The sequence below is a fragment of the Oceanobacillus sp. FSL K6-0118 genome (assembly GCF_038006665.1).
GTDB classification, from domain to species: Bacteria; Bacillota; Bacilli; order Bacillales; family Amphibacillaceae; genus Oceanobacillus; species Oceanobacillus caeni.
Genome location: NZ_JBBOVR010000005.1, coordinates 1 through 25,663 on the forward strand (window position 1 = coordinate 1; position 25,663 = coordinate 25,663).

At 35.9% G+C, this 25,663-nt stretch carries 23 protein-coding genes; 7 read left to right on the top strand and 16 right to left on the bottom strand.

What is annotated here, in order from left to right; translation table 11 throughout:
- Positions 1–33: 33 nt before the first annotated feature.
- The gene (locus MHI02_RS18235; RefSeq protein WP_047186655.1) at positions 34–1,773 is read right to left on the bottom strand and encodes an ABC transporter ATP-binding protein; all 1,740 of its coding nucleotides are present in this window, start codon (positions 1,771–1,773) and stop codon (positions 34–36) included.
- Positions 1,774–1,961: 188 nt separating this feature from the next.
- The gene (pta, locus tag MHI02_RS18240; RefSeq protein ID WP_204798669.1) at positions 1,962–2,939 is read right to left on the bottom strand and encodes a phosphate acetyltransferase; all 978 of its coding nucleotides are present in this window, start codon (positions 2,937–2,939) and stop codon (positions 1,962–1,964) included.
- 360 nt (positions 2,940–3,299) lie between these two features.
- On the opposite strand from pta, the gene hemQ reads away from it, so the two are divergent.
- From hemQ to MHI02_RS18255, 3 genes are all read left to right on the top strand, one after another.
- Positions 3,300–4,049, top strand: a complete 750-nt coding sequence (gene hemQ, locus MHI02_RS18245; protein ID WP_047186653.1) for a hydrogen peroxide-dependent heme synthase — start codon at positions 3,300–3,302, stop codon at positions 4,047–4,049.
- 319 nt (positions 4,050–4,368) lie between these two features.
- The gene (gene gerQ, locus MHI02_RS18250) at positions 4,369–4,875 is read left to right on the top strand and encodes a spore coat protein GerQ (RefSeq protein WP_216883731.1); all 507 of its coding nucleotides are present in this window, start codon (positions 4,369–4,371) and stop codon (positions 4,873–4,875) included.
- A gap of 153 nt (positions 4,876–5,028) precedes the next feature.
- Positions 5,029–5,280 (top strand): hypothetical protein, encoded by a 252-nt coding sequence (locus MHI02_RS18255; RefSeq protein ID WP_047186651.1) that lies wholly within the window; start codon positions 5,029–5,031, stop codon positions 5,278–5,280.
- Here the strand turns inward: MHI02_RS18255 and MHI02_RS18260 are convergent.
- The 5 genes from MHI02_RS18260 to MHI02_RS18280 form a co-directional block, all read right to left on the bottom strand.
- Entirely contained in the window at positions 5,271–5,639 is a 369-nt protein-coding gene (locus MHI02_RS18260; RefSeq protein WP_047186650.1) for a DUF423 domain-containing protein, read from the bottom strand. The two genes, MHI02_RS18255 and MHI02_RS18260, sit on opposite strands and share 10 nt — an antisense overlap.
- Before the next feature lie 33 nt (positions 5,640–5,672).
- On the bottom strand, positions 5,673–5,984 hold the full coding sequence (locus MHI02_RS18265) for a YwdI family protein (protein ID WP_047186649.1): 312 nt from the start codon (positions 5,982–5,984) through the stop codon (positions 5,673–5,675).
- 150 nt (positions 5,985–6,134) lie between these two features.
- The gene (locus tag MHI02_RS18270) at positions 6,135–6,284 is read right to left on the bottom strand and encodes a hypothetical protein (RefSeq protein WP_165589213.1); all 150 of its coding nucleotides are present in this window, start codon (positions 6,282–6,284) and stop codon (positions 6,135–6,137) included.
- A gap of 145 nt (positions 6,285–6,429) precedes the next feature.
- A complete protein-coding gene (locus MHI02_RS18275; protein WP_047186648.1) occupies positions 6,430–6,744 on the bottom strand; it encodes a phasin family protein in 315 nt (104 codons plus the stop codon).
- 4 nt (positions 6,745–6,748) lie between these two features.
- On the bottom strand, positions 6,749–8,398 hold the full coding sequence (locus tag MHI02_RS18280) for an ABC1 kinase family protein (RefSeq protein ID WP_341166218.1): 1,650 nt from the start codon (positions 8,396–8,398) through the stop codon (positions 6,749–6,751).
- 236 nt (positions 8,399–8,634) lie between these two features.
- Here MHI02_RS18280 and MHI02_RS18285 point away from each other — a divergent pair, with 236 nt between their 5' ends.
- Positions 8,635–9,975: a YjiH family protein gene (locus tag MHI02_RS18285; protein ID WP_060669034.1), complete on the top strand. Its 1,341-nt coding sequence runs from the start codon at positions 8,635–8,637 to the stop codon at positions 9,973–9,975.
- Between the two features lie 317 nt (positions 9,976–10,292).
- Here the strand turns inward: MHI02_RS18285 and MHI02_RS18290 are convergent, their stop codons facing one another.
- Positions 10,293–11,309 (bottom strand): acyltransferase family protein, encoded by a 1,017-nt coding sequence (locus MHI02_RS18290; protein ID WP_145523923.1) that lies wholly within the window; start codon positions 11,307–11,309, stop codon positions 10,293–10,295.
- Positions 11,310–11,589: 280 nt separating this feature from the next.
- The gene (gene ku, locus MHI02_RS18295; RefSeq protein ID WP_145523922.1) at positions 11,590–12,441 is read right to left on the bottom strand and encodes a non-homologous end joining protein Ku; all 852 of its coding nucleotides are present in this window, start codon (positions 12,439–12,441) and stop codon (positions 11,590–11,592) included.
- 145 nt (positions 12,442–12,586) lie between these two features.
- On the opposite strand from ku, the gene MHI02_RS18300 reads away from it, so the two are divergent.
- Complete coding sequence (locus MHI02_RS18300; RefSeq protein ID WP_341166219.1) at positions 12,587–14,386, top strand: DNA ligase D; 1,800 nt, start codon at positions 12,587–12,589, stop codon at positions 14,384–14,386.
- A 565-nt stretch (positions 14,387–14,951) separates the two neighbouring features.
- On the opposite strand, the gene MHI02_RS18305 is transcribed toward MHI02_RS18300, so the two are convergent.
- The 5 genes from MHI02_RS18305 to MHI02_RS18325 form a co-directional block, all read right to left on the bottom strand.
- Positions 14,952–16,346 (bottom strand): L-cystine transporter, encoded by a 1,395-nt coding sequence (locus MHI02_RS18305; protein WP_341166220.1) that lies wholly within the window; start codon positions 16,344–16,346, stop codon positions 14,952–14,954.
- A 117-nt stretch (positions 16,347–16,463) separates the two neighbouring features.
- Positions 16,464–16,904, bottom strand: a complete 441-nt coding sequence (locus MHI02_RS18310) for an OsmC family protein (RefSeq protein WP_047186641.1) — start codon at positions 16,902–16,904, stop codon at positions 16,464–16,466.
- A gap of 263 nt (positions 16,905–17,167) precedes the next feature.
- Positions 17,168–17,521, bottom strand: a complete 354-nt coding sequence (locus MHI02_RS18315) for a DUF488 domain-containing protein (RefSeq protein ID WP_060669037.1) — start codon at positions 17,519–17,521, stop codon at positions 17,168–17,170.
- Positions 17,522–17,620: 99 nt separating this feature from the next.
- Positions 17,621–18,427 (bottom strand): TerC family protein, encoded by an 807-nt coding sequence (locus MHI02_RS18320; RefSeq protein WP_047186639.1) that lies wholly within the window; start codon positions 18,425–18,427, stop codon positions 17,621–17,623.
- A gap of 233 nt (positions 18,428–18,660) precedes the next feature.
- Positions 18,661–20,409 (bottom strand): phospho-sugar mutase, encoded by a 1,749-nt coding sequence (locus tag MHI02_RS18325; protein WP_341166221.1) that lies wholly within the window; start codon positions 20,407–20,409, stop codon positions 18,661–18,663.
- 411 nt (positions 20,410–20,820) lie between these two features.
- Here MHI02_RS18325 and MHI02_RS18330 point away from each other — a divergent pair, with 411 nt between their 5' ends.
- Positions 20,821–21,918 (top strand): AI-2E family transporter, encoded by a 1,098-nt coding sequence (locus tag MHI02_RS18330; protein ID WP_341166222.1) that lies wholly within the window; start codon positions 20,821–20,823, stop codon positions 21,916–21,918.
- Positions 21,919–21,974: 56 nt separating this feature from the next.
- On the opposite strand, the gene MHI02_RS18335 is transcribed toward MHI02_RS18330, so the two are convergent.
- Positions 21,975–22,817 (bottom strand): GNAT family N-acetyltransferase, encoded by an 843-nt coding sequence (locus MHI02_RS18335; RefSeq protein ID WP_047186636.1) that lies wholly within the window; start codon positions 22,815–22,817, stop codon positions 21,975–21,977.
- Positions 22,818–22,923: 106 nt separating this feature from the next.
- On the opposite strand from MHI02_RS18335, the gene MHI02_RS18340 reads away from it, so the two are divergent.
- The gene (locus tag MHI02_RS18340; protein WP_047186635.1) at positions 22,924–23,103 is read left to right on the top strand and encodes an SE1832 family protein; all 180 of its coding nucleotides are present in this window, start codon (positions 22,924–22,926) and stop codon (positions 23,101–23,103) included.
- Positions 23,104–23,176: 73 nt separating this feature from the next.
- Here MHI02_RS18340 and MHI02_RS18345 read toward each other — a convergent pair whose 3' ends face one another.
- Positions 23,177–25,027 carry a cation:proton antiporter gene (locus tag MHI02_RS18345; RefSeq protein ID WP_145523920.1) on the bottom strand — a complete coding sequence of 617 codons (1,851 nt, stop codon included), beginning with the start codon at positions 25,025–25,027 and terminating at the stop codon, positions 23,177–23,179.
- Positions 25,028–25,663: the final 636 nt, after the last annotated feature.

Consider the following 25,663-nt stretch of genomic DNA (forward strand, 5'->3'; position numbering starts at 1 on the left):
GAACTCCCGATCCCTCCGTTCTTTCCTCAACAGTCAATCCCCTAACTGCTGTTCAGCAAATGTCCGGTATAATTCATGGGAAGCCATCAACTCCTGATGCGTTCCTTCCCCTGTTATTTGTCCTTTTTCGATAAACATAATTTTATCAGCGTGAACGATGGTGGATAGTCGGTGTGCAATAACAAACGTTGTACGTCCAACCATTAAGCGGGATAATGCCTCCTGAACAGCTTGTTCGGATTGACTATCTAAACTTGCAGTTGCTTCATCTAGCATTAATATTTTCGGATCTCTTAAGAAAGCCCGAGCGATATTAATTCGCTGTCTTTGCCCACCAGAGAGTTTCACACCACGTTCTCCAACCTCTGTATCTAATCCTTTAGGAAAAGATTGAATAAACGTATCGGCATAGGCCATTTCAGCAACCTTCCATAATTGATCATCGGTAATACTACTCGCATTACTTAATCCGTAAGTTAAGTTATCTCTAATCGTCCCTGCCATCATCGCACTTTCCTGTGAAACATAGCCAATCTGACTTCTCCATGACTTCATTGATAAGGAGTGAATGGGAGTATTCCCTATCCGAATAACACCAGATGTTGGTTCATAATATCTTTCAATTAGCCCAAATAAGGTCGTTTTCCCCCCACCACTCGGACCAGCCAAAGCAACCATCTCTCCTGGTTCCGCTGTGAAATTAATATTCCGAAGAACAGTTTCATTTTCATCATAGGAAAAGGAAACGTCTGAAAAAGAAACAGGTTGATTAGCAATATCCTGTTCCAAACCTTCTTGACTCTCTTCCTCACGCAAATCGAGAATTCCTATAATCCTCTCTGTCGCCCCCTTTGCCTTTTGTAATTCTGTAAAGAACATCGCAAAGGAAGTAATCGGATAAATAATTTGAAATAAGTACAACAAGAATGCCACGAGAGATCCCGTCGAAAGCGTACCTTCTGCAACACGAATTCCACCATAGCCAATAATAACAACAATGACAATCATCATAATGGTGTACATAAACGGACCGATTAAAGCAAAAATCCGTGCTTCTTTTAATCCATAGTTAAGCAAATTGGTAATACCAGACATCCCTTTATTCTGTTCCACTTCTTCGGCGGTCGAAGCTTTGGTTAAGCGAATTTCACTTAAGGTTTGTTGGATATCACCAGTAAATTTTGCTGTTTCGTCTTGCAAGTTCTTTGATATTTTCGCCATTCTTGCACCAAGTGGCATCATAATTGCAAATGTAACCGGTACAGCAATGAGCATTAACAACGTCATTTTCCAGTCCATAATTAGTAAAATGACAATTGCCCCGATAATAGTAATAAAACCAGTAATGAATTGCGGGAAATGCTGTGTAATAAGGTCTTTGACAATACCAGTATCATTTACGACACGGCTTACCGATTCCCCACTTGCATGTTTGTCAAAATAACTTACTGGTAAACGAAGTAGTTTAAACCACATCGTCTCTCGTAATCTTGCAACAATCTTTTGCCCAACAGCTGCTAATAAATAAGTTGATACCCCATCTACAACCGCTTGTAAAACAAATACGACAAAAATCGTAACAACAAGTGCAGTACTTATGGCATCTACCGAAAACCCATCCACTAATTCCTTTGTAAGCAAGGGAATGGAAAGACCAATGATCATCGTAATAATACTTCCGATTAACCCGATGAACAAGGACCATTTTGGTATTTTTGTTGATAAAATTAAAGAAATAAATGGTTTAAGTTTTGTTTTTTCTTGATTTTCCACTTTTGATCTCCTGTCTCATTTTTTACAAGGTAGAAATTCGCTAAAGCCTGGAGAACGTCAAGTTTTCTAAAAAACCTACCTTACTTTGTATACATTACGGATATGAAATCAATTTAGATTCACACTTCTTTAAAAAAAGTCATAGAAAAAGCTTGCAGCTACGTATGATTTGCTGCAAGCTTCTCATTTTACTCTGCCACTGCTTGTGCTGCTGTAATTAGGGCTAAGTTATAAACATCCTCTGCATTACATCCACGTGATAGATCATTTACAGGTTTATTCAACCCTTGAAGGATTGGTCCTACTGCTTCAAATCCACCAAGACGTTGAGCAATTTTATAGCCAATGTTTCCTGCTTCCAAACTTGGGAAGACAAATACGTTTGCGTCCCCCTTAATAACGGAATCAGGAGCCTTTTTCGCTGCTACACTTGGTACAAATGCTGCATCAAATTGAAATTCTCCATCGATAACTAAAGAAGGATCATTTTCTTTTGCAATTTGAAGTGCATTTTCTACTTTTTCAGTTTCTGGTGATTTTGCAGAACCTTTCGTAGAAAAGCTTAGCATCGCAATGCGTGGATCCACACCGAATAATTTAGCTGTAACCGCACTTTCCGCAGCAATTTCCGCCAAATCTTGGCTATCTGGTGATATGTTAATCGCACAATCCGCAAATACATATTTTTCTTCGTCGCGAACCATGATGAAGACTCCAGACGTTTTCTTCACTCTACCATTTGTTTTAATAATTTGTAATGCTGGACGTACTGTATCTGCTGTGGAATGTGCTGCACCACTAACAAGTCCGTCCGCTTTTCCCATATATATTAGCATTGTTCCAAAGTAGTTTTCATCAAGTAAAATTTTACGTGCATCTTCTTCTGTTGCTTTACCTTTACGGCGTTCTACAAATGCCTGAACCATTTCATCAAACTCTGAATAATCATTAGGATTTAAAATTTCACAGGAAGAGATATTTGCTCCAACTTCTTTTGCTTTGCCTTCAATTTCTTCTTTATTTCCAATTAAAATAGGAGTTACTAATCCATCTGCACTTAATCTACTTGCTGCAGTTAAAATTCTTTCGTCTAGTCCTTCAGGAAAAACTATCTTTTTATCTTTTCCTGAAATTTTTTTAGTTAAATCATCGAATAAGTTACTCATTTTACAATCCTCCAATATGCTATATATTCGTGTTCAAAAAGGAGGATGAAAAGACCGAGTTCGGCTAAATGCGAAGTGTCATTTTCACCGGACTTTTTGAACAGCCTCTATATGCATTTCCATCATAAATCAAACCATACTTTATTTAAAGAAATTGACATTGTTTTTCCTACATTTTTTGACAAACAAATGACAAATTGCAATAATCGATTTAATCCAAATGCTTTCTCATGATTAGTATTCCCCAATTATGCTATAGTAAAAGGGAAAGTAAAAGTCCTTAAAATCCTTAAAATCATGGTTAGTTTGGGTATACAGGACTATGATATAAAAAATAATCATTTTAAAGGAGAGATACATATGGTAGAAGCAGTGGGAACTTTAGACGGTTGGTGCACCTTGCACGATACACGTACATTCGATTGGACTTCTTGGAAGATGGCGTCTGAAAATGATAGAAAAGAAGCGGTACAAGAGCTTAAAGAATTAATGACCAAATGGGAAGCCATAGAAGAAGAGAAAAATGGTAGCCAATCCATTTATAAAGTAGTAGGTAATAAAGCCGATTTAATGTTTATCGTTGTTCGTCCGACAATGGATGAATTGGAAGAATTCAAAACAGAACTGAATAAATCAAAAATTGGCGATTACCTTATTCCAGGTTATTCATATGTTTCCATCGTGGAGCTAGGTACAAATGATACTGTTGATGAAGTGAAGAACCGCAAAATCAACGAGGCAGTGGAAGCACGCCTTAAACCAATTCTTCCTAAATGGGAACATGCTTGTTTCTACCCTATGAATCGCCGTCGTTGGAATGAAGCAAACTGGTTTACGATTGATCGTAAGGAAAGACAGAGATTACTAACGGACCACGCTGCAACTGGTCGTAAATACGCTGGTTTAGTGAAACAAATAATTACTGGATCCATGGGACTTGATGAATGGGAATGGGGCGTAACTCTATTTGCACACGATCCCCTTCAATTTAAAAAGATTGTTTACGAAATGCGTTATGATGAAGTTTCCGCAATCTACGCTGAATTTGGCGACTTTATCATCGGAAATTACTTACCAAAAGAAGATCTAGATACTTATTTCACACTGTAAAGTTAATATAGAAAACTTTAAGCTATCACCCTTTGTGGTGATGGCTTTTTTATTTATTTTGAATGAATACAATCGACATCCTCTATCCGGAATTATATTCACCATTAAAAAACTCTCCCAAAATAAATCCCATTTATCTGTCATCATTTTCTAGGTATTTACATACATATAATTATTGAGTCTAGCATCCCAGATTATGGGCAGAAAGAAAAGATTCAAGTAATAACCACACTAACCATACGACTGCCCAGCAGTCTAGAGATAAGGGGAAGCCAACAAAGCATCAAAAGGAATCACTTAAAAATAGGGAGGAATTTTAATGTCTAATTATCAAGTTAACCGACAACAGGGGAACTTTTATCCGGTAGCTGCTGCTTATCCTTACCCGGGATACCTAATGAGTGCAGTGCCCGGTCAACCTATGCATCCTGTACAACAACAACAACAAGGTCAAATGCAACAAGTGCAACCACCATCAATTCAACAGCAGCAACCTGCTCAACAACAACAACACCAATCTACAGATGTACCTGGAATGCTACCTATTGAACAATCCTATGTTGAAAATATTCTTCGTCTTAATAAAGGAAAACTAGTAAAAGTTTACATGACGTTTGAGAACAATCCGAGCTGGAACGCAAAGGTGTTCACCGGAGTCATTGAGGCTGCAGGAAGAGATCATCTTATTTTAAGTGAACCAAATACCGGAAAACGATACTTATTATTAATGGTTTACCTTGATTATGTGGAATTTGATGAGGAAATCAATTATCAATCTCCATTTGGAGGTAGTAGTGGGCAATTAAGTACCTTCCCACCGAGATAATTAGAAGGAAATTGGCATTGGGCAAATGCCTCCGTTGTTCTTATGCAGGAAGAAAGTTTTAACTCCCCTATGTGCAAATCAAAAGGATGACACTTCCAAAAATCTTGTGTCATCCTTTCTTTTCTCAAATATATTTAAAATGGAGGTATTATGATGAAGAGCCCGTTAGAAAAGTTTACCCTAGTTGAAATCCTCTCTATAGGTATTGCAGCTGTTGTTGGTCTGTTTGCCATGATACAAGGTTACTTCATCCTACTATTTATAACCTTCTATTTTATAGCGATTAGTTTAGTTTGCGAAGCTTTTATCTTTTTACATAAAAAAGATACTGCTCATGCTGGAAAACAATTAGTACGAGCTGTCTGTATTTTTATCTTTATCACTTATATGATTTTTCAAATATAGCGAAGCACAAAAATCCCCAATAATACCCAACCAATTAAAAATGCAAGTCCACCAATTGGAGTTATCATTGCAAAGGTTTTAATGGCTGTGGTGGAGTAAATATAAAGACTACCTGAGAAAATTATAATTCCTAGGAAAAACATCCAGCCAGCCCATGTTAATGACCCGCTTTGCGCTTTTGTCATTAGAATTCCAACTGCTACTAACGCAAATGTGTGAAACATTTGATATTGTACTGCTTTATTCCATGTTTCTATTTGTTTTTCAGTCAATCTGCCCTCTAATCCATGTGCACCAAATGCCCCAAGTGCCACTGCTAAAAATCCATTGATTGCCCCTAAGATTAAAAATAGTTTCATCCCATTGTCTCCTTTCTAAAAAGAGGATTAGCTTTAAAAGTCAAAGATAGAATCGCCATTTGCCTGTTCATGATCGATTGTCTCGCTTTGTTTCAATTGTTGTTGTTGGATTTTTTTAATGGTATCTTGCTTCCCAATCATTGCCTTTAATTCCGCTTCTGTAAATTCATCACGTTGTTCTTGAACTGCACTATTTTTTTCTGAATCTTCTTCTAGAAACAAATCACATAGCAATTTCACGTTATTAATATGTATCAATAATTTATCTTGATTATTTTGGTTCTCTTTCGCATCATTTATTTCTTTCAACATTTTATTTAAAATCGTTTCATTTTCTATCGCCATACGAACGCTCCTTAAACCTTGTGTTTTACACAGACTCATTATATCATGAATCCTATTGTATGAATAATTATGATACTGAACAAGTAAAAATCCTTGAGTTTTGTTCCCAAGGACTGATAAAAGCGTTTTCATTTTTGTATTAATTTATAGTTAAGCTTTTACAAATGTCTGTGCACAAGATTCTTGTTTTTCCTCTGAGTAGCGATGATACATCCAATGTAGAAAATTAACCTCTTCTTCTTTTAATTGTCTACCAAGTTGTTTTGTGGCGTTCTCACAAAATTGCAAAAAATTTACCATACCGCTTTATTCACCCCCGAATGGAAAAACTTCATCTAATTTGTATTAATTATACTACAATTTTTACAGAATGCAACTATATTTTTTAAATTGTTTGATAATATCGACACCTAGTAATGTAAAAATAGAAAAAGTGAGCATGCGCTCACTCTTCAATAACATCCTTATCCGCTAATTTTAATTCTAATGTATGAATTCTTCTTCTAAGATCTTCTAATTCTTCTGTCGTTGCTATGCCCATTTCTTTTGCAATCTTTTGTGTTTGTTTCTTTTGCTTGGATGACCATTCTTGTTTTTTTGTATCACCTTTTTCAATAAAATTATCCATCATTGATTTTGCTTCATCTTGTGTTAACTCATTTTTATCAACAAGTTCCTTTAACTTCTGTTCCAGTTTTTCTTTTCCACTAACTGCAGCACCAAGACCTAATAAAAAACCTTTTTTTAAGTAATTGCTCATTTTCCTAACCTCCGTTACGTCTTTTTCTTATAAATCGATGATGAATCAATAACATAATACTAAATATTACTGTAAATATTCCCGTGACAATGAATCCGACCCATTTCATTATTTCTAAGCTATTATTTATACTATATGCAGAAATACTAAATCCTACTATCACCATGATAAAAGAAGTAATCTCTAAAAGTAAATAATATTGATGTTTCAGATTTATAAAATGTTTTTCTTTATCCCACTGTCTATCTTTTTCTCCGCTCTCCAGCCATGTTAAAAGAGCCCTTGGATAAGCTAAAATTGGTTCTGTTGCATTTTTTACATATTGCTTTGCAACTGACTCTGCGATACTTTTCGTTCCAAACCAATCTTTGATTTTAGGTTTTGCCCATTTAATTATATTTATATTCGGGTTAATGGCAAAAATAATTCCCGCTACAATAGATATTGCTCTTAATAAGTAAGCATAGTCTGCTGGAAGTTGAATGGCATCGTCTTTCATCACAACGTCCAATTCTTCGTCAATGAGCTCCATTGCATTACCATCAAACTCTTTTAACATACCGTTTGAATATTTTTCAGTTGCTTCTTCAATAACCTTCTTTAACTTTCGTTTATCCGCTTTTGGTAATACAAAATTCATTTTAGATAGTGCCTCAACGACCATATCATAGTTTTCCAAAATAAAACCTTGTATAAAGAGTTTAAAATGATCGACGTCCTTCTGTTTGATTTCTCCCACCATTCCGAAATCAATAATTCCAACACGGCCATCCGCTTGAATAATAATATTTCCCGCATGTGGATCAGCATGGAATTTCCCTGCGTGTAAATATTGATCCATAAAAAAATCAAAAACAGTTTTGGTCGTTTGTTCCACATCAATATGATGTTGTTTCATAAATGCAGTATCTGTTATCTTTGCTCCTTCTATCCATTCCATAACAAGTACTTTATCGGTACATAAATCTTCATAATAGGTCGGTATGTGGATATTTTTGTTTTCTTTGAATCGTTCTTTAAAGAATTTGCCGAATTCAAGTTCTTGTTCGAAATCCAATTCCCGATCCATCACTGTGATAAACTCTCGGAAAAGTGCTTTTAGGTCTAACTTCTTCCCAAAGGCCGTTAAAACTTTTATAATCCAAAACACCATTCTTAATGCTATAAAATCTTTATGAAAAATTTCTTCAATCCGGTAACGGCGTACTTTAATTGCAACATCTGTCCCATCCTTCAACACACCAACGTATACTTCCCCAATCGATGCAGAGGCGACTGATTCTCTTTTTATAGCCTTTAAATGCGTACCTAGGTCAGTCCCCCATTCTTTTTGCAATAGGCCTTTTGCATACTCATAAGGCATTGGTGGTACATGGTCAACTAATCCAGACATTTCGTTAATAAATACATCAGGCATGAAGTCGGTTCTTGAACTTAGAAACTGACCAACTTTGATTAATACTCCTCCCAACTTTTCTGCCGTAACCCGATATTCTTTAGCCATTTCTTCTAAAAGTTTATTCCATCTTTTTTTAGCCTGTCTATCCCAAATGGCTGTCTTCAAATGGAAAAGATAGATTTGAAAGATGAATTTGATAACCATCGAAACAATCACCGTAAAACGATAGACTGCGTTATATTTTAATCCTTTCATCTGAGACACCCCATCGTTGTCTGTTTGATTCGTGTATAATCCCTAAAGTACTAATACTTATACCATCTCGTATTCTTCCTGTTTTTATGCAAAAATTACTATTGAATATTTCCCCGAAATCCTGTATATTTATTCAATGTATGCTGGCTATTATGTAGCAGCAACTAACTAGTTTTTATTACTATTTCTAAAAATATTATATTTGATATTACATAAATTAGAAAGGATCTTACTTCTTGAGACAACATCAGTTAAGCATTCATTTAAAATTTATTCTCACCTCCATTATTGGAGTTTTCTTATTTATGATTCCGGTTAAAACGAAAGACGGGTTCTCGATACCAATTGCATTACTGGCTAATAAAGTTCAAGACTTGCTTTCGAGCCAATTGTCTTTCATTATGATGGCCATTATTGTCATAACGGCAATATGTACGATTATTGGATATATTTCTCCAAAGCTATTTCAGAAGACCCCTTTCTTTCAAGGGTTATTCCATGTAAACCTTTTTTGGACGATTACAAGAATCCTAGCAGCCATTTTTGCCGTCATGGTATTTTTTCAAATTGGACCAGAGGCAGTTTATGGACCTGATACAGGACAAAAATTATTAGATGATTTATTACATGTTTTGTTTTCTGTGTTCTTGTTTGCTGGGTTATTTTTACCTTTACTAACGAATTTTGGTTTATTGGAATTCTTTGGGACGATGATGACAAAAGTAATGCGCCCTTTGTTTACTTTGCCAGGTAGATCCTCTGTAGATGCGTTGGCATCATGGATTGGTGATGGGACAATTGGAGTTCTTTTAACAAGTAAGCAATATGAAGAAGGTTTCTATACAAAACGAGAAGCGGCAGTCATTGGTACTACTTTCTCCGTTGTATCGATTACTTTTTCTTTAGTGGTTTTAGCGGAAGTTGGCCTCGCCCATATGTTTGGACCATTCTATTTAACCGTAGTGGTTGCAGGTATTGTCGCGGCAATTATTATGCCAAGAATCCCACCTTTATCAAGAAAAGCAGACACCTTTATTAACGATGAGGAGAACCATTCACAAGAGCTTATTCCTGAAGGTGAAACAGCGCTATCTTTCGGTTATAATAATGCACTAAAACAAGCTAAAACCCAAAATAGTGTCTATCGATTTTTTAAAGAAGGCGGACAAAATATACTAGATATGTGGATGGGTGTAGCACCTGTCGTCATGGCTTTCGGTTTAGTTGCACTAATGATTGCTGAATATACACCATTTTTCCAATGGCTCGGTACTCCATTTGTACCACTATTAGAATTATTGCAAATTCCTTATGCTCAGGAAGCTTCCCAAACCATTATAATTGGTTTTGCTGATATGTTTCTTCCATCCGTTATTGGAGCTGGTATTGAAGCAGAGATAACAAGATTTATTATTGCAGCTTTATCCGTTAGTCAGCTCATTTACATGTCAGAGGTCGGCGGATTACTATTAGGAACTAAGATACCTGTTTCTTTCTTAGATTTAATCATTATATTCCTTTTACGTACTATCATTACTCTTCCAATTATCACTATAGCTGCGTATATTCTTTTTTAAGAGAACGTTCAAAAACTCCGGTGAAAATGACGCTTCGTATTTTTTCATCTACAAAAGCGTCGGCGTTGCAACAAACCTAGACGGTGAGACAAGTAATCGAGGAACCAGGACGTAGCTTTTTGAACAAGAAATTTAAAAAACCTTGCCCAATTTGGGTAAGGTTTTTAAATATAGTCTTACTGCCCGTAAAGGTGGCAAAAAAATAAGCAGTCCAAATTTGAACTGCTACACCATTTCGTTCATTTATATAATAAAAGGGGGAGATATATATAGACAATTTGTTGTCTATATGAGTAGTCTATCCAATAAATTACAATTTAAACATGATAGGATTGACTTTGTTTATCTCTTCTTCCCCACTGTTTTAATAAATTTACCTTTCCTTCTACGATTGGTTGGGTTATGGCTATAATCGGTTTGCTAGATAAAAGGATAACGATAAGGATAGAGAGTACCAACATTTCGATAAAACTAATGAAAGAATTCATTTGGAATAAATCATAATGACGGAATGTTTGTATAAAAAATCCGTGTAAAAGATACACGTATAATGTCCTTTTACCGAGTTCTGTAACCCAGTTTAAATTCCGCTCGGGAACCCATGCTAAAATACTTGCCGTCATGAAAGCTGCTGTAATGTAAACCGATAACCTAATGGCTGCACTATATTGTCCAGCATCCAAATCATCATAAGGCTTAGACTGAAGAAACCAACCTGAGTCAATATTCGGAATATAATATAAGAACACAGCTACAGCTATCATTACGAAGACAGAGGCAATTTTTGCAACCGGTCGTTTTACGAAAAGCAACTGTTTTTGTGTCAAATGAAAACCTAACAAGAAAAACGGGAAAAAGACCAACGTCCGTGACAAGCTAAAGGTGTGGCCAATTTCACTAAAATAACCTGCTATTAAGCCAATTATTACTGATAATGGAATGCCAATTTTGGCTGGCCATCTTTTATAAACGATGAGTAGAAGATGCCAACAAAGAAGACTAAGCAAAAACCATAATGACCATTGTGGCTGAAAAACCCCAGTTTTCCAACTTCCACTTCCTACGCTAAAATAAAATAAAGTGTATATCCCTTGGAAAATAAAATAAGGGACTAATAACTTTTTAATCAGTTTCCATAAATAGCCTTTATCACTCGACCCTTTCGCAAAAAAGCCAGAGACCATAATAAATGCAGGCATATGAAACGTATAAATCCACAGATAAAGTGTTTCAACTCCCCTAGAGTCAGATGTAAACGGTTGAATCATATGTCCAAATACTACTAAAAAAATGAAAAGTACCTTTGCGTTATCAATAAATGCATTTCTCTCCATTTTTTCTCTCCTTATTAGAAAACTTGGCATTCGCTTTCGTTTAAGCGGATGACTTAGTTGCCTTGAAAATACTATGTACTATAACTTTACTCCTTTTAAAAGAAAAAATCACCTTTTGGAATGCTTGTTACTAAACTGTTAACTTCCAGTAAAATGGTTGTTAAAACCTTAGTATTTGCTATTAGTAAATTACTATGGAATCAGCATTCATTTCAGGAATTGGCTTTTTGTTATACTTATTGCTTGCTGCCTGCCAAAAAAATGTCCCCCTTGGGAGACATTAAGATGTTGCTTTCTTCTTTTTGAGTGTTGTTTTTGTTTTTTTCTTTGGCTGGCTTGGTTTTGGCTTGTCTTTCTTTGCTCGATCCAATGATGCTTGAAGTGCATCCATTAAGTTTGTCACATTATCAGGCATTGGTTTTTCCGTAAGTGTTGGTGTAGATGTTTCCTCATTATTTTTCTTGTCTTCAATCAGATTTAGTAAAGCTGTTCTATACTCATCCGTGTATTTTTCTGGTTCAAATTCAGTGGTTAATTGTTCAATTAACATTTTCGCTGTTTCTAATTCCTTTTCGCCAATTTTCGTTTCCTCTGGAACACTTGGAACGTCTTGTACATTACGAACTTCATCAGGGAAATGAATTGTTTCTACAACGAGAACATTTTCATAAACTCGAATGACAGCTAATTGTTCCTTAGATCGAATCATCATTTTTGCGATTCCAATTTTTCCTGTATCTTTCAAAGCACTACGAAGTAAACTGTATGCTTTTGCCCCTCCTTCATTCGGTGAAAGATAATAACTTTTTTCAAAGTAAATCGGATCAATATCCTCTAATTTCACGAAGTCCACAATTTCCACAGCTCGGTCTTCCTGCTCTTTACGTAGCGCCTCTAAATCTTCATCATCTAAAACGACAAATTTATTTTTTGCATATTCATATGCTTTTACTATTTCATCATTGTTTATTTCTTTATCACATACAGGACAAACTTTCTCATATTTAATTGGGGATTTACATTCTTTATGCAGTTGGCGTAGTTTGACATCTTTGTTTTCTGTTGCGGCATGCATTTTTATTGGAATATTAACTAAACCAAAGCTTATGGAACCTTTCCACATCGTATGCATGGGTTAACCTCCATTCATTTAGGCATTTTTTTTCATCTTTTAATTAACAAATCATAATCCTATCTTTTGTTTTACATCATTTTATTATCCCTTCGTTTATTTTCCTCATAATTAGCCAATTTATTAAAGAAGGGGGAATTTGTTTATGGATATGATGAAACCAATTACAAGTACAAAGATTCCATATGGTAAGGAATGGGTTTACGAGGTGAAATATGATGGATTCCGTTGTGTATTAACATGGGATAAGGATGGAAGCATTCAGTTAACTAGTAAAAACAGAAAGGATTTAACAGAAAATTTCCCGGAAATAATTACCTTTTGTCAAAAAAACTACAACCAAGTAAAAGACTATCTTCCGTTAACAATAGACGGAGAATTGGTCGTTTTAAACAATATGTATCAGGCCAATTTCAACTGGATACAAAAACGCGGACGCCTAAAGAAATCTTCAGCTATTCAACAAGCTAGTAACCAACGCCCTGCTTCCTTTATGGCCTTTGATTTACTGACCTTAAAGGGAGAAACCTTATTAATCACTTCTTTTAGCAAGAGGAAACAGAACTTACAAAACCTTTTTAAAAATTTACCAGAAAGCAAACGAATGATTTACGTCCCTTCTTTTGAAAATGCCGATCATTTATGGGGGATCATTTTTGATTATAAAGGGGAAGGCATTATTGCCAAACGGAAAAATAGTAAATACATATCTGGGAAAAATCATCAAGATTGGTTTAAGATTAAAAACTGGCGGACGATTCAGGGATTTCTTACGCATTATGACATGCAAAATGGCTATTATACGTTCAATGTATTTCACAATGATGAGATTTATGTTGTTGGGAAATGTAAGCATGGCTTAAAAGAAGATGAAGCGAAAACATTAGAGAAGCTATTTATAACGAATGGAGAGAAAACAAAGGATGGTGTTTCCTTGCCACCAGCTGTTTGCGCTAAAGTCCATACGCTCGATTTACATCGGGAAGAATTGCGAGAGCCAGAATTTGTTTCCCTTTTGCCACAAACAGATCCACAGACTTGTACGTTAGCTAATTTACAAATCGATTTGGCGATGATACCCGAACATATCGGCATTTCTAAGATTGACAAAATCTACTGGCCTGACCCTATGTACACAAAGGGAGATTTACTTTCGTATATTCGAGAAATCAGTCCATATATGTTACCGTTTTTGAGAAATCGTGCTTTAACTTTAATCCGTTTCCCTGAAGGTATAGATGGAGAATTCTTCTATCAAAAACATCTTCCAGGTTATGCACCGGATTTCATCGACTTCAAACTAATAGAAGGCGAAAAAATGATTATTTGTAATCGTATGGATGCAATTCTTTGGTTTGCAAATCACGGGGCATTGGAATATCATGTCCCTTTTCAGATAGTTGACCAACCGAAGCCAATCGAAATCGTATTTGACTTGGATCCACCAGACCGAGATGCATTTTCTTTAGCTATTCAAGCTGCAAATCTGATTAAACCAATCCTTGATGATTTAGGCCTCCTTTCCTTTGTAAAAACTTCAGGTAATAAAGGAATTCAAATTCATATTCCTATTCCGGAAAATAGTTTAACATACGATGAAACTGCTGTTTTTACCCAAGCTGTTGCCTATACCGTGGAAGGAGCTTACCCTAATTTATTTACAACGGAAAGAATGAAGAAGAAACGCAAAGGTCGTTTGTATATAGATTACATTCAACATGGAAAAGATAAAACAATTATCGCTCCATATTCTCCTCGTAGAACAAGAGAAGGTACAGTAGCTACTCCATTATATTGGGAAGAAGTCAATGAAAACCTTAGGCCAGAACATTTTCATATTAAAAATGTATTATCCCGTGTGAAGGAATTGGGCTGTCCTTTTAGATACTATGAAGAAGCAAGAGAAAAGCAAAATTTAAGCAAGGTTTTATCTTTAATTAAGTGAGGAGTATACATTCGCAGGTTAAATTTATTTTTGAACGTGGAAAATTGTTTTCAGAGGAATGAAGAGGTTTTCCCCTTGTTCAGGCACTCATCATGCCTATGAGTGACCGATCGCTATTACTTTTCTTTCATTCGGGCACTCATCAATGCTATGAGTGACCAAACGCTATGATTTTTCTTTCATTCGGGCACTCACCATCGTTATGAGTGACCGATCGCTATTACTTTTCTTTCATTTGGGCACTCATCAATGCTATGAGTGACCGAACGCTATGACTTTTCTTTCATTCGGGCACTCATCAAAGCTATGAGTGACCGAACGCTATGACTTTTCCTTCACTCGGGCACTCATCAATGCTATGAGCGACCGAACGCTATGACTTTTCCTTCACTCGGGCACTCATCAAAGCTATGAGTGACCGAACACTATGATTTTTCTTTCATTCGGGCACTCATCAAAACTAGAAAGGAATTTATTACAGTAAAAAAGTAGCATACCAATCACATTTGCGATCTAGTATGCTACTCCTTAATTTAGTTATTCTTCATAATAAAAGCTTCTTCCACTAAAATCCATCTGTTTCCGTTGTTGCGTTTTTATCATTAAAGATCTTCGTATTAAAATTACCCAAAACTCGTGAGGTGATTGTACCAGTTACCATAGAGCCGTTAACGTTTAATGCTGTTCTTCCCATGTCAATTAGTGGTTCAACGGAGATTAGGAGACCTGCCAACCCTACAGGTAGCCCCATGGATGAAAGAACAATAATTGCTGCAAATGTTGCCCCACCACCAACACCGGCAACTCCAAACGAGCTAATACCCACAATGACTGCAAGCTGAAGAATAAATCCGATAGAGAATGGGTCAATTCCAACAGTTGGTGCAATCATTATCGCTAACATTGCCGGATAAATACCTGCACAACCATTCTGTCCCATTGTCGCCCCAAAGGATGCAGACATGTTTGCTATCCCTTCATCAACACCTAATGATTCTCTTTGCGTTTGCACATTTAACGGAATAGATCCCGCACTAGAACGAGAAGTAAAAGCAAACCCTAATACTGGGAAAACTTTTCGCAAATAGGTGAAAGGATTTAATCCAAAACCACTAACAAGGATTAAGTGAATCATAAACATAACAATTAACGCAACGTAAGAAGCTAAGACAAACTTACCTAGTTCAATAATTCCAGCAAAGTTAGTCGTTGCAACCATATTCGTCATAAGTGCAAGAACCCCGAATGGAGTTAATCGTAATATTAACGTAACAAGGCGCATGACAACTGTATAAGTGGAATTAACTATTTTAATAAATAGGTCAGCCTGTTCCGGATTTTTCCTACGTACTCCAAGAACAGCAATACCTAAAATAATCGAGAATATTACAACCGCAATCGTGGATGTCGCTCTCCCACCAGTCATATCTTCAAAAATATTACTTGGAATAAAATCAAGGATACGTTGTGGTGTTGTTTGACCTTCCATATCCGCATACATAGCTTCTATTGATTCTCCACGTTCTGCTTCTGCATGACCCGCTTCAATTTGTTCTGCATTTAAATCAAATAACCATGACGAACCAATCCCAACCAAAGCCGCAACCATGGTTGTAAGGATCAATGTCCCTATAATCCAACCCGCCATTTTTCCTAGTTCTTTCGTCTTTTCCAAATTAATGATGGCCCGAATGATGGATACCATAATAAGTGGAATGACGATCACCATTAATAGACGGACATACCCTGTCCCTACAATGGCAAACCAATCCATTGTTTTTGCAATAATTTCAGACTCTGTACCATAAATGGCTTGGAAGATGACTCCAAGAAGGATACCGATTCCCATCCCTGTAAACACGCGCTTGGAGAAAGAAACATGTTTCTTTTGCATATTGATTAATAAAATGATAGCTAATATAAGTACGATCACGTTCACAATAACCAATAAACCATTCATTCTTATGACCTCCTTTTATCTATTTATATAATTATTATTCCAATTGGGTTACTACGTTTTATATTTTAAACCTAATCCATAAGTTATTCAATACCTTGAAAGAAATACTGTAACTCTTTAACTCAATGTTGGTTCTAATTTCAATTCTACATTTCCCTTAATCGCACGGGATATCATACAGCTCTTCTCAGCCTTTTCCACCAAAATCCTTAGTTTTCTATGATCTTTTTCCGTAGCACTTGTCTGTAAAGCGACGGTCGGACGATGAATAATTTTCTTATACGTAAAAATGCCATTTGTAACATCGACTATCCCTTCTGATTCAAGGGCCATCTCTTTTAATGGTAAATTAGCTCGTTCAATCATGGCAGCTAGTGTAATTAGGTAACAAGTTGCAGCAGCACCAAGCAACATTTCATCGGGATTTGTGCCTACTCCCGGTCCGTCCATTTCGGTCGGTATCGATATTTTTGTTTTCAAATTTCCTGCAGCTATATACCCCTCACTATTTCTTCCTCCGGGCCAATCTGCTTTTAAAAGAAAATGATGTTCGGCCATATTATATCACCTCATTGTTTATTCATACCTTAACCTAGATAATATTGAACTTAGCAAAGGATAAATACCTATGCTAATTAACGTCTTTTTATTGTACCCCAGTAGGAAATTAAATAAAAATAATGTGCATCTTTACCTAACTCGAAAAATATAAAGAAGACTAACCATCAGTGGGGGTTTTCCTTCATCCCCAACTAATGGTTAGTCTGTTGATCACCCACCTACCTTAAGCTTGAGGTGGGATAAATAACTTAACTGGTCATCTATTTTTCTAATAACTCCTTTAAAATAACGGCTTGGTTATGTTGTTCATCCTTTGCACCGTAGAGTAGTGTTACTTTGGAATTGCTTTTCACTATGTCCTTTAATTGATTTAGCTGCTCTTTCTGTTCTCCATTTTTCAATTCTTGCTTATACTTTTCTTTAAAGTCAGCAAACTTTTCTGGATCATGGTTAAAATCCTTTCGCAACTTGGTTGAAGGTCCAATTCCCTTTAGCCAATAGTCCAGTTTGGCTTTATCTTTAGAAACTCCCCTTGGCCAAATGCGGTCAACCAAAACCCGTATTCCATCATTTTTATTAGCAGACTCATAAATACGTTTTAATTGAATGGACATGATTATCTCTCCTTCAAAAATGTTAAATATATAACAAAAAACGATTTCCATTACGCATACCCGATTTCAGGGCTTTTAAATGGAAATCGTTGTTTTTTGTTAAGATTGTGCTCCTTCTTTCTCTTCTTCTTTCTTCGGTCCGGAAGCAAACCAACCGACGATGGCGATAAGGACTAATACACCATAGAAAATAAGTTTCCATAAGATGGAGTGTGGGAATTCATGAGGTATTAAACCAATATCTTCATGTGCTAATACCATAATAGCCAACTTCACACCAACCCATCCGACTATAATAAATGCTGCCACTTCCAAACCAGGACGTTTATGAAGTAGGTCGACAAAGACATTTGCTGCGAAACGCATAATGATTAGACCAATCATACCTCCAGCAAAAACAACCCAAAATTGTGCAGCATCTAAACTTCCGATTGTTCCTAGTCCACTTGGTGGAAGAGCCATCGCCAAAGCAACTGCGGCCAATATAGAGTCAACCGCAAATGCTAAGTCTGCAAATTCCACTTTCACTACGGTTAGCCAAAATTCTTTTGGTGATGCTTCATGAATTTCTGAATCTCTCAGTTTAGCCTTGGCCGCTTCTTCATCATCCGGGGTCTTCGGTTTAAACCTGTCATACAGGTTTTTAATCGATATAAATAATAGATAAATGGCACCTAAAGCTTGAACCTCCCATACATCTACAAGGAAGGAAATAATAAATAATGATCCGAAACGAAGGACAAATGCACCTGCTAAACCATAGAATAGTGCTTTCTTCCGTTGTTTTTCCGGTAAATGACGAACCATAATCGCTAATACTAAGGCATTATCTGCTGCTAGTAAACCTTCTAAAGCCACTAACACAACTAATACCCAAAGGTATTCAATGATTAATTCTGATCCCATAATCTCTCTCCTTAAAAATAAAAATGGTCTTACCATTAGGTAAAGACCATAAAAAGACCTTTACCCGACTGGTAAAGGTCTCGCTAACAACGTTAGTTGCCAACTAAAGCCGGAGACTTAAGATCTCGTAATGACGACTTTAATTGTACAGCTACTCCCCTTTATAGGAATATAAATATATTAAAACCCTAAATATATAATATGTCAATTTCCATCTCTATAATATATATAACCTAAGATACAAAATTTATACGCTGCTTTTTTAAACTTTCTTCCGTCATTTTATTTAGTGTAGATTCTAATGATGATAACAAATTTCTACTATCTTCCATACTTTCCCCACAAACACCGTAGTAGTATTGGATCTTATGCTCTATGCTATTTGGACATAAGCAAACCCAAGCGTTATTATCTAAATAGAATTTTACCATATTTTCCTTTGGCAATAAAATATCCTCTGCTAATCCATCTACAACAAATTTCCGTTCCCGCTTCTCATAATTTTCTATTTGTTTCACTTTTAAACCGGCAATTTCTTTTGGAGGATTTTCTTTAAATTGATTCATGATTTCCTTTATTTTAGATAAGTCATTTTCGCCTTCTAGAGCGAATGCTGACGTACCTTCTAAATAATATCCATGTTTTTGATACAAGTCTTCTAATACATCGAGCAATGTTTTACCCTGTTTCTTCCAAAAATAAACCATTTCAGCTGTCATAACTGAAGCTTGGATCGCGTCTTTATCACGTGCAAAACCATTTACTAAATAGCTGTCGCTTTCTTCAAAGCCAAAAAGGAATGTCTCCCCACTAGAGTCAAACATACCAATCTTTTCCCCAATATGGTTAAAGCCCGTTAGCGTATCGATTGTCTTCACATAATAAGAATCCGCAATAGCTCTTCCTAATTCAGTAGTAACAACAGATTTTATTACGCGTGAATTCCGATAAACATTCGGATCACTATGTCTCAATATATAATCTAATAGGATAGACCCTAGTTGATTTCCAGTAAGTACTTGGTAATTCCCCTCTGTTGTTTTCACAGCGACCCCAAGTCTATCACCATTCGGATACGTAGCAAGCAAAATATCCGCATCCACCTTTTTCCCAAGTTCTATTGTCATCTGGAAAGCTTCGTGCTTTTCTATATTTGTTGAAATAGCTTCTGCGTCAGGTATTACTTGTTCTTCTACTAAATGAACGTGATCAAAATGAAGTTGCTCTAATCCCTTTTTCACAAGTGGGAGTGCAGGTCCATGAAGAGGTGCAAAAGCAATTTTTACACTCTTGTCCTTTAATTGTTCTTCATGTTCCATTTTAGAGATATATCGTAAACGTTCTAAATAAGCTCGGTCAATCTCATCTTTGACCCAATAAATTAGCCCCTTATCTTCCAAATCCTTTTGTTCCAAAAAAGGCACTGATAATTCATCTTCCATACTCTCCATATAAGAAACAAAATGATCCGCTTCTTTAGGAGTCATTTGTGCTCCATCTTCATTGTAAACTTTAAACCCATTGTATTCTTTAGGTTTATCGCTTGCAGTAATCATGATTCCAGCGGTTGTTCCGAAATATCTCACGGCATAAGATAATAATGGAGTTGGAATAGTCGATTCAAATAGATAGGTTCTTATTCCATAAAAGGCTAATACCTTGACCGTTTCCAACGCAAATTCCTTCGACATAAATCTTGAACCATATGCAATAACAACTCCACGATCCTTCACATTTACGCTAGTTGCAAATAAATAGTTTGCTAGAGCATTTGCTGCCTTTCGAACAGTATATATATTCATACGGTTTGTTCCAGGTCCAATTAAGCCATGCATCTCACCTGTCCCAAACTCTAATTCTCTATAGAATGAATCTTCTAGTTTTACGTGATCATCTTTTAATCTTTCTAACTCTAATTGAAGGGATGGATCTAATTCTTCAAATGCATCCCATTTTTTGTATACTTGCATCCAAGCAGTCATGATTCTATCCTCCATTAGAAAACTTGGCATTTGCTTTAGATTAGGCAAATGCCATCGTTGCACTGAACGTTTATACTTTTTATCTGCAAAGACTTCCATGACTAGGGGGTTCCTTCATCCCCCACTCATAGTTAGTCGCACTTATCGGATCTTTAAGAGCAGTTGATTTCCAACCTATCTTCTTTGTTTCCCTAGAAGCTTGAGGTGGGAGTCTTACCGCCCTTTTAGGTGAGATAAATATGCTCAAATTTTAACATATTTTAAACAATTATTCTATATTCTGTTTTTTTAACTTGTATGTTCAGAGCGGGGATTGGATAAAATAGTAAGTAAATATGCCTTAAATTTCCAATTTCTATCATCTATCGTTTAAAATGAAGTTAGTTATATCAAGAGAAAGAGGGTAATGGAATGTTTCAAAAGCGTTGGTTTAACGTTCTTAGTTTTTTAATTCTTTTATTTCTATTAATCTTATTATTAAATTATACAAGTTTTATATTCATTCCTATTTTGCAATATATTGGAGCCATCGCCTTTCCATTAATTGGTGCGGGGATTTTATATTACCTCACACGACCTTTGATGCATTTTTTTGAGCGGAAACTAAAAGTTGGACGAATTATTGCTGTCATTCTAGTATTCCTCGTTATTCTATTACTTTTAACAGTATTTATTATGTATGTATGGCCAATTTTACAGAAGCAGGTTACGAATTTGATGTATGGGATTCCCGGAATGATTGCAGCTATTGAGGATTTCATATTTTACTGGAGAATTAATTACACAAGTATTCCACCACAAATCATTGTTGCAATAGAAGATTTTATCAGCAATATTCCGAACCACATGCAAAATATTTTAGATAACCTTTTTGGGCTTCTAGGTGGCTTTATTGGCCAAGTTATTAGTATTGTTGCTGGACTTGTTATGGTACCATTTTTCTTATTTTTCATGTTGAAGGATGGGGAAAAGTTATTACCATTTGTCTTACAGATATTCAAGAAGGAAAAGGCTGATAATATTCGTAGTTTATTAGCTAAGATTGATCATGTTTTATCAAGCTTTATTCAAGGACAATTATTCGTAAGCTTTTGTGTTGGGGTATTATTATTTATAGGATATGTCGTTATTGATTTAAACTATGCCTTGATTTTGGCACTATTTGGCATGATGACAAACGTAATTCCATATCTCGGCCCGTTTTTAGCAGTTACTCCAGCTTTGATAGTCGGAACCATCCAGGATCCTTACAATTTAATCTGGGTTTCCATTATTATGATTGTTGCACAGCAAATTGAAAGTAACTTGATTTCCCCGAACGTGATGGGGCAGGCATTAAATATTCATCCTTTAACTGTAATGACTGTCATTATTGCAGCGGGTAGTATTGCTGGCTTCCTTGGAATTCTATTTGCAGTCCCAACATACGCCGTCGTTCGAACCATTATCGTTCATTTTTATCAAACGTATGTAAATTCTAAAAAGGATAAAGAAGATGCTTTGATTTAAAAGTGAAAGGGGGACAGAGGTTGAACCGGGACAGTGCACCTGTCCCCTTGTCCCTCTCACTTAAACTCATACACCACCGACGATCCTACTACGTCATACCCAATATTTGAATAAATTTTATTGGACGTTGGGTTCTCTCTGTCGGTATATAGACTACAAAATTGGTAACCGCTATCCAATAACTTTTGACTTAAAGCTGCCACGATATTTGTGGCATAGCCATTTCGTTTAAATTCATCTGGGGTAAATACCGCATTAATGGATACTCCATTTTTGGTTCTCCTCGATTGGTTAGCCATCGATACGGGCATCCCATCCACTTTCCACAAGTACAAACTTTCATTCTCAATATATTTTGTTGCCATTTGACTAGCTTTAATTTCAGTAATTGGTTTTTCCTTTGTTTCTTTTCCAAACTGAATGAGCCAGCTTTTTATTAGTTCGTGCTCTGATTTCGTTGCCTTTACTAATTCCCCATTTGGGCTTGGTGTAATTCGAACCTCATTTAATTGATAAATAACCTGGTTCATTTTTATAGAAGCTTTTACCTTTTTATATTTCAACCATTCTCGAACAAAGCATTCCACATTATGAATAGGCCCCAGTACTCCTGGCACCTTAATTGCTTTTTTATAAAAGAAATTCGCTAGAGTTGAAAATAGTTGATCATCAACATGATCTACATCTGCCAATATCCAATTATTAGGTACAGTTTGCATAAAAGCATATATCACTTCTCCACCATCTTCTATATATCCGCAATAAACATCTTTTGTCATGGTTGTTTTAAAATATTCTAATAGACCAAGCATTAAATTATTGGAAGACTCTTTACGCAATAGTAATGGTTCTACCTTCTCCAAGTAATTTTTAATAGAAGAGGAAAATATAATTTTCATTCATAAACCTCCGAAATAAAAACATATGATATGCCTTCATTATAACGGATTTTCTTGTTTTATAAAGAGGATTTAGCTAGACTATACGTAAGGGGGATGTGTGAAAATGACGAAAAAGGAACTTGAAGCAAAACTAGCGGAATTAAAATCGGATTATGTTCGTATTCAAAGCGATTTAGATAAATTGGAGTATGTAAAAGGCAGAGTGTCATCTGCTCAAAATCAATTAGCGCGCTTGGAAGATGAAATTGCGGAAGTTAATCGTCAGTTAGATGAAATGGATTAAGTGTATTAATGCAGCTCGAATACCCTTCACTTCTCATGATATCGTCGTGTATTCGAGCTGCTTCTTTTACCTATTACACATCATCTGATTGTTCTCTCACCTTATCTAACTTTGCCTGAATCTTTTCTTTTTCTTTAAGTGGTGGGGTTAGACTAACGATGGTGTCTCCTGTGGATGGAACGGTCCGCATTTCCTCTGAGAAAAACTTCAAGACACCATTTGGTTTAATTAAATACAAGAATACGGTTGAATCATCTTTTTCATCTAGATATTGTTTCAGGCCATATTGTTCCGTTAATGTCGTTCTACGGAAAACAAAGCCTTTTTCTATTTTTTCATTTAGAACTTCGATGGAGAACTTCCTGTCAAACAAAATTCTTCCTCCAACTCTAGAAACAACTCCAGTAGAGTTATCCACTACATCGTATGGACTAATTTTAAAGACATTTGTCCTTCCATATTCAGGAAGGAAAGTCGTACATGTAAGGGAATTATATGCATGGTCATCCGTTGCAGCGAGTAAATAATCATATGGAATCGTGTTTAGCATATGCTCTGTCTGTTCGGAAAGCATATTTCCGCGGTAGAAAGGAACCCCAGCCTTTCTTGCAAGCTTTAAATGCTCCCATGATGAATCAACAATGATAACCGGTATACTTGACTTCTTTAACGAATCCGCCAATCGAACTGTAAATGGGTTACTTCCAATAATCAGTACACCTGGTTTTCCTTCTTCAGATAGACCCAACTTTCTAGCTAACCAACCGATAGAAAAACCATGAGATAGTACAGTAAAGAATACAAGGGCAAAGGTTAATGTTGTCAAGATAGAAGCATCTTGGTACCCAGCATCAAGTAGAATTGTAGCAAAGTAACTAGATACAGTTAATGCAACAATTCCTCTTGGTGCAATCCACCCAAGTAATACTTTTTCATTTAATGATAAAGATGTCCCAATGGTTGATAAAAATATAGACAATGGTCTTACGATGAACATCATTAATAACACATAACCAATAATGTTAGGACTGAAAATGTGTAATAATGTATCCACCTCTAAGGAAGCCGTTAGCATAATAAAAATAGTGGAAATAAGTAATATAGAAATATTCTCTTTAAAATGCCTCATATCGGAAATGGAGCTAATTCCTATGTTTGCTAACGTAATCCCCATCGCAGTAACCGATAATAGACCCGTTTCATGCATGACTAAATCCGCCACTGTAAAACCAAAAATAACAACAACTACAACTGCAGGCGATTTTAAGAATTCCGGTATATGTCCTTCTTCAAACACCCAACCTAAACCTCTTCCAAGTGCCCAACCTAATATAATTGCAAAAACCGAAGCAGTGAAGAACAAGATTAACTGTGAACCATCAGGATTATCTGCTGTAATGAAAGTAATGATTTCAAAAGCAAAAACTGCCACTAATGCTCCAATTGGGTCAACAATAATCCCTTCCCACTTTAATACTTTGGCTGGTCTTGATGTTAATTTTGCTTGTCTTAGTAATGGCATAATAACCGTTGGACCAGTAACAATAAACAGCCCACCAATTACAAAGGCAACCGCCCAAGACAATCCAGCTATATAATGGGCTGTTAGTGAACCTAAAATCCAAGCAATCAGTGCCCCAACTGTAGATATCCGGAAAATTGGCTTTCCAATGCCCTTTAATTCCTTAAAACTTAAATTCAAGCTACCTTCGAATAATATAATAGCCACGGCTACTGAAATAATGGGACTATATAAATCTCCAAAGTCTTCTTCAGGATTAATAATTCCAAAAATTGGCCCTACTATTAAGCCCGTAACAGACATGATAACAATTGCAGGCATTCTATAGCGCCAAGCAAGCCATTGCGAACCTATTCCTAAAACACCAATTAGCGCAATCTCTAACAGTAACGAAGGACCCATCTCATTCCTCCTAACTCAAAAAGTATATAAGGACATTTTATAGATGTCGGGTAAGTATGTAAACGAATTTGGCGTTATTTTCTTGATTAACTCTTTATGACTTGAACTGGCGGTTTTTCGTCCTATAAGGGCACTTTACCAAAGAGCCACTAAAATGGCCCCTTAAGTGATTGATAAAAAGGGGGATAGCTTATAAACGTTGGTCTAATCGTGTTATTTATTGCAACTTTTTGAAATTAACATTATGTCAATTAGAAATGAATTTTTATTCAAAATAAATAAACAAAAGGGGTAAATTAATTTCTTTATATTGTTTGCTCAACCTTCGCACAAGAAAAAATGCTAAATACAATTCCCAGTAAGGTTCCTATCCGTTGAAGTATAGTGGTTAACTTTATAAAAGGTCATGAGTATTCTGATATAATCTTTACGAAATTTAGATACCTAGATTTAAGAATACAAATTTAATCTTCATAGCTGAATTTAAATATTACATCTTTATTTTTAAATCAACTTTTGATACCCTGAAAAGGAGGTTAATTTTCCAAGGGGGTATTATATGGCAACAAGAAAGACAATTATTTACTAATATTTATGGCATGAGTTTCTATTAAATTAAATGCAATATGCAGGAGG

Coding starts and splice junctions, on each gene's coding strand:
- pta (WP_204798669.1), bottom strand. CDS start 2,939: ATGAGTAACTTATTCGATGATTTAACTAAAAAAATTTCAGGAAAAGAT.
- hemQ (WP_047186653.1), top strand. CDS start 3,300: ATGGTAGAAGCAGTGGGAACTTTAGACGGTTGGTGCACCTTGCACGAT.
- gerQ (WP_216883731.1), top strand. CDS start 4,369: ATGTCTAATTATCAAGTTAACCGACAACAGGGGAACTTTTATCCGGTA.
- MHI02_RS18255 (WP_047186651.1), top strand. CDS start 5,029: ATGAAGAGCCCGTTAGAAAAGTTTACCCTAGTTGAAATCCTCTCTATA.
- MHI02_RS18260 (WP_047186650.1), bottom strand. CDS start 5,639: ATGAAACTATTTTTAATCTTAGGGGCAATCAATGGATTTTTAGCAGTG.
- MHI02_RS18265 (WP_047186649.1), bottom strand. CDS start 5,984: ATGGCGATAGAAAATGAAACGATTTTAAATAAAATGTTGAAAGAAATA.
- MHI02_RS18270 (WP_165589213.1), bottom strand. CDS start 6,284: ATGGTAAATTTTTTGCAATTTTGTGAGAACGCCACAAAACAACTTGGT.
- MHI02_RS18275 (WP_047186648.1), bottom strand. CDS start 6,744: ATGAGCAATTACTTAAAAAAAGGTTTTTTATTAGGTCTTGGTGCTGCA.
- MHI02_RS18280 (WP_341166218.1), bottom strand. CDS start 8,398: ATGAAAGGATTAAAATATAACGCAGTCTATCGTTTTACGGTGATTGTT.
- MHI02_RS18290 (WP_145523923.1), bottom strand. CDS start 11,309: ATGGAGAGAAATGCATTTATTGATAACGCAAAGGTACTTTTCATTTTT.
- ku (WP_145523922.1), bottom strand. CDS start 12,441: ATGCATACGATGTGGAAAGGTTCCATAAGCTTTGGTTTAGTTAATATT.
- MHI02_RS18300 (WP_341166219.1), top strand. CDS start 12,587: ATGGATATGATGAAACCAATTACAAGTACAAAGATTCCATATGGTAAG.
- MHI02_RS18305 (WP_341166220.1), bottom strand. CDS start 16,346: ATGAATGGTTTATTGGTTATTGTGAACGTGATCGTACTTATATTAGCT.
- MHI02_RS18310 (WP_047186641.1), bottom strand. CDS start 16,904: ATGGCCGAACATCATTTTCTTTTAAAAGCAGATTGGCCCGGAGGAAGA.
- MHI02_RS18315 (WP_060669037.1), bottom strand. CDS start 17,521: ATGTCCATTCAATTAAAACGTATTTATGAGTCTGCTAATAAAAATGAT.
- MHI02_RS18320 (WP_047186639.1), bottom strand. CDS start 18,427: ATGGGATCAGAATTAATCATTGAATACCTTTGGGTATTAGTTGTGTTA.
- MHI02_RS18325 (WP_341166221.1), bottom strand. CDS start 20,409: ATGACTGCTTGGATGCAAGTATACAAAAAATGGGATGCATTTGAAGAA.
- MHI02_RS18330 (WP_341166222.1), top strand. CDS start 20,821: ATGTTTCAAAAGCGTTGGTTTAACGTTCTTAGTTTTTTAATTCTTTTA.
- MHI02_RS18335 (WP_047186636.1), bottom strand. CDS start 22,817: ATGAAAATTATATTTTCCTCTTCTATTAAAAATTACTTGGAGAAGGTA.
- MHI02_RS18340 (WP_047186635.1), top strand. CDS start 22,924: ATGACGAAAAAGGAACTTGAAGCAAAACTAGCGGAATTAAAATCGGAT.
- MHI02_RS18345 (WP_145523920.1), bottom strand. CDS start 25,027: ATGGGTCCTTCGTTACTGTTAGAGATTGCGCTAATTGGTGTTTTAGGA.